General features: G+C 63.2%; 1 protein-coding gene. It reads left to right on the plus strand.

Features of this window, described 5'->3' with window-relative positions; genetic code table 11:
* Nucleotides 1–581 (plus strand): type VI secretion system lipoprotein TssJ (gene tssJ / locus NCS02_RS36180; RefSeq protein WP_250523711.1); only part of this gene is annotated, 581 nt, incomplete at both ends.

The following is a 581-nucleotide window of genomic DNA, read 5'->3' on the forward strand; positions in this document are numbered from 1 at the left end:
TGGCAGGCCACGAAGGACAGCACGGTAAGCGCAGCCGAGTGGCTCTTCACCACGCAAGTCAAGTCGATGAACGTCGAACTGAACGGTCGCGCCGCGTTGAACGAAAACGCGACTGGGCAGCCGCTTTCGACGGTGGTGCGGTTCTATCAACTCAAGGATTCGAAGACCTTCGCGCAACTCGAATACGTCCAGTTGCAGAACGCCGATCTCGAACTGCTCAAGACGGATCTCGTCGCCACCAAGGACGTCGTGCTGCGCCCGGGCGCGAGCGCGAGCGTTGCCGAACCGATGCAGAAGGACGCCGAGCACGTTGGCGTAGTGGCGTTCTTCCGCTCGCCGAGCAGCAACGGCGTGTGGAAGCTGTTGATTCCGAAGAAGCAGTGGAAGGACACCGATCCGGTGAGAATCAGTGTGCAGAGCAATCTGCTCGTGCTCGAAGGTGCGGATCCGAAAGCCGTGAAACGCGATGCGCCGCAGCAGTCCGTATCGAACGCCGGGGCGGCTGCCGCGTCGGCGGCGTCGAGTGTCTCGGGAGCCGCCGCCGCGAGCAAAGCGGCGGCGCAGAGCGTCAACACGGCGAC

Source organism: Caballeronia sp. NCF2 (genome assembly GCF_023631205.1).
Lineage (GTDB): Bacteria > Pseudomonadota > Gammaproteobacteria > Burkholderiales > Burkholderiaceae > Caballeronia > Caballeronia zhejiangensis.